Raw genomic sequence first — 2,798 nt, 5'->3', positions numbered from 1 at the left:
GTGCAGGTGAGTGAGCAGCGAGAAGCTGAAGCGGGTCTTGCGCGGCAGCAGGCGGCTGGCCAAATCGAGCGGGATCCCGTCGATGTACACCCGCAGCAGCTGCCCGAGGCGGATATCGGTGTGGGCCATCAGCGCCAGCGGTGCCAGGAAATGCTGGCAGAACTGGCGGTAGGCGTCCCACGGTTCTCCTTCGCGGTAGGTCTCGAAAGACAGCGTATCGATCAGCACCGGCCGGCCGTGATGGAACTGGATGTTGTAGGCGCTGCTGTCCTTGAGCGACATCCCTTTGCTGAGGGCCCGCTTCTGTATCGACAGGGTGGTCAGGGCTGCCGTCTGCAGCTGGCCGAAGCTCCACTCGTACGGGTAGGAGATGAACGGAACCGGCTCGGGTTCGATGACCCGGTAGGCCAGCCCAGGCTCGTCTGGGGCAGCCGGGGACTCGATGTGCGGAATGATCAGCCCAACCCCGGTCAGCTCGGCATACAGTCCGGAGGCGATCAGGCGATCGAAGTCGGCCTGGTAGGAGCGGTTGACCTGGCGAAACAGCTTGCCGTTGCGTTCAAACAGGTATCCGCTGGGATCACGGAAGGACGCTCCCAGCCGGGGGCTGTCACTGCTCATCGGGCTTGTCGGCTGGATCGTCCCCAGGCTTGCGGGTGAAGAGGCTCTTGATCCTGCCCCAGTACACTCGCAGCGCCAGGGCCGCGCCCAGGATCACCGCCACCAGGAGCTGGAGCAAGTAGCTGCCCGAGCCGGGATCCAGGTAAGCCAGCGGCCGAGTGAGGATCGCGGCAAGCGTCGCGCCAACAAGGCTTGTAGTCATTGCACTCATCCCTAGCGGTTGCGTTTTCCTGCGACCCCATCGCGGCGGCCAAGAGAGTGGATTCTACCGCGAAGCGGAAGCTGGGGGATCCGACAGATGTAGGCTGGACTGGAGCGGGGGTGGCACGTACGCGAACCCGCGCCTGGATTGCGGCTGCCCAGCCGGCCTGCGAATGTGTGTTTCGAACGCGGCCGAGATGGAACCAATGAGCCGCCCGCCCTAGGACCAGGCGGGCGGCTGAGGCGCCCTCGGCGTGACTTGAACACGCGACCCTTTGCTCCGCAAGCAAATGCTCTATCCAAACTGAGCTACGAGGGCACGGCGTTTGCGACGTTCGCGGAAGGCGGGGAGGGAGGGATTCGAACCCTCGGTCGAGGCTTTAGACCCCGACAAGCGCTTAGCAGGCGCCCCCGTTCGTCCACTCCGGCACCTCCCCACGCACTCGATTTCAAAGGCGGAGGGAGAGGGATTCGAACCCCCGGTGGGTTGCCCCACAGCTGTTTTCAAGACAGCCGCCTTAGACCGCTCGGCCATCCCTCCGGGTCCAAGTGGCTCCCTTCCGACGCCCGCGAATTCTACCACGGCGAGAGGGGCCCGTAAAGCCACGAGACCTAAGCCGCCAGAGACCAGCGCTGATACAACCCCAACCGGCCGTTCTCACCGTCGGAGAAGCGCCCGTCCGAAGCCATCAGCCCGGCGTGGGCCGCCAGCTGGCCGAGGGAGGCGGGCGTGAAGGTATGCACGTAGCGCAGCCCCCTGCCTGCGTGGCGCCAGTCGAGCAGGTAGTCATCGGGATCGACCTGGTCGTCCGCCAGCCCCAGGCGCTTCCAGGGCACGATCCGCTGGCGCAAGCGCGGCAGCTCCAGGAAGTTCCAGACCGACACCTCAATCCGTCCATCTTCCGTCAGAAGCTTCGCAAGACTGGAAGCCACCCGCTGGCGCATAGGTTCTCCGGGGAGATGGTGCAGCACGGCGAAAGCCAGAATCACCTGGTAGGTCTGCGACAGCCTTTGCGGCCAGTCCGCTGCGGCCAGGTCGGCCCGGTGGAAGGCGAACCCCTGCGTCGGGACAGACTGGGCTGCCAAGGCGAGCAGTTGCGGGCTCGAGTCGATCCCGGTGTATCCACCGCTGTGGCCCTGGCGGTGCAGCTGGCCTGCAACCAGGCCGTGTCCGCAGCCGACGTCCAGAATGCTGGCGGAGGGCTCGATCGCTTCGACCACGGCGCACACGCCAGGCTGAGGCCGCCGACGGGTGTCGGCGAAGGCCACTGCGTTCACTTGGTAGAATGTCGCGTTGAGATCCAGCACTCGCTGGACGACATCGGGTTCCATCGGCGGCATTATACGCGCGGCGGGCGCAGGGCGACATGAGCGAAGACAGGACAGGCGCCGGGAGCGCAGCACAGGCCCGAGAGCGAGCGTGGCTGGCGGCCCGGCGGTACTCGCCGGCCCAGGTGGCCCTGGCGCGGCAGGTGCTGACCCAGATCCGGGGCGGAATGCCCCTCGAGCGGGCGGTTCGGGCGCATCCCCAGGCCGATGGCGGATACCTTCCCAAGCATCTGCTGGTGCATGTCTATCACCAGCTGGTCGAGCGGGGAGAATGGCCTGCGGCGCCGCAGTTGCTGGCGCAGATCCGCATGAAGCCGGTGCGCACGCTGTCGGGTGTGACGACGATCACGGTCCTGACGGCGCCCTACGCCTGTCCCGGCGAGTGCCTGTTTTGCCCGACGGATTCCCGTATGCCCAAGTCGTACCTGCCTGACGAGCCGGGAGCCATGCGCGCCCTGCAGCATGCCTTCGAGCCCTGGGATCAAGTGACCGCCCGGCTGCAGGCGCTAGAAGCCATCGGGCACCCGACGGAGAAGGTCGAGCTGCTGATCCTCGGCGGGACCTGGAGCGCCTATCCTCGGGCGTACCAGCGCTGGTTCGTGCAGCGCTGTCTGGAGGCGCTGAACGGCTGCGAGGCCCCCAGCTTG

The 2,798-nt window shown here is 66.4% G+C and carries 4 protein-coding genes and 3 tRNA genes; 1 reads left to right on the top strand and 6 read right to left on the bottom strand.

The window, feature by feature from the left end; translation table 11 throughout:
- From MUO23_12440 to MUO23_12415, 6 genes are all read right to left on the bottom strand, one after another.
- A partial coding sequence (locus tag MUO23_12440; GenBank protein MCJ7513764.1) for a hypothetical protein occupies nucleotides 1-621 on the bottom strand: 621 nt, incomplete at its 3' end.
- The gene (locus MUO23_12435; GenBank protein MCJ7513763.1) at nucleotides 611-823 is read right to left on the bottom strand and encodes a hypothetical protein; all 213 of its coding nucleotides are present in this window, start codon (nucleotides 821-823) and stop codon (nucleotides 611-613) included. The genes MUO23_12440 and MUO23_12435, both read right to left, overlap by 11 nt.
- Nucleotides 824-1,066: 243 nt before the next feature.
- Nucleotides 1,067-1,141, bottom strand: a tRNA-Arg gene (locus tag MUO23_12430).
- 26 nt (nucleotides 1,142-1,167) lie between these two features.
- Nucleotides 1,168-1,259, bottom strand: a tRNA-Ser gene (locus MUO23_12425).
- Nucleotides 1,260-1,278: 19 nt separating this feature from the next.
- Nucleotides 1,279-1,363, bottom strand: a tRNA-Ser gene (locus MUO23_12420).
- A 71-nt stretch (nucleotides 1,364-1,434) separates the two neighbouring features.
- Complete coding sequence (locus tag MUO23_12415; GenBank protein ID MCJ7513762.1) at nucleotides 1,435-2,154, bottom strand: class I SAM-dependent methyltransferase; 720 nt, start codon at nucleotides 2,152-2,154, stop codon at nucleotides 1,435-1,437.
- Nucleotides 2,155-2,189: 35 nt separating this feature from the next.
- Between MUO23_12415 and MUO23_12410 the strand changes: the two genes are divergently transcribed.
- Nucleotides 2,190-2,798 (top strand): tRNA uridine(34) 5-carboxymethylaminomethyl modification radical SAM/GNAT enzyme Elp3 (locus MUO23_12410; protein ID MCJ7513761.1); only part of this gene is annotated, 609 nt, incomplete at its 3' end.

Source organism: Anaerolineales bacterium, assembly GCA_022866145.1.
Lineage (GTDB): Bacteria > Chloroflexota > Anaerolineae > Anaerolineales > E44-bin32 > PFL42.
Note: the sequence above shows the minus strand (reverse complement) of the source record. Positions and strands in the feature narration are given on the sequence as shown.

Coding starts and splice junctions, on each gene's coding strand:
- MUO23_12435 (MCJ7513763.1), bottom strand. CDS start 823: ATGACTACAAGCCTTGTTGGCGCGACGCTTGCCGCGATCCTCACTCGG.
- MUO23_12415 (MCJ7513762.1), bottom strand. CDS start 2,154: ATGGAACCCGATGTCGTCCAGCGAGTGCTGGATCTCAACGCGACATTC.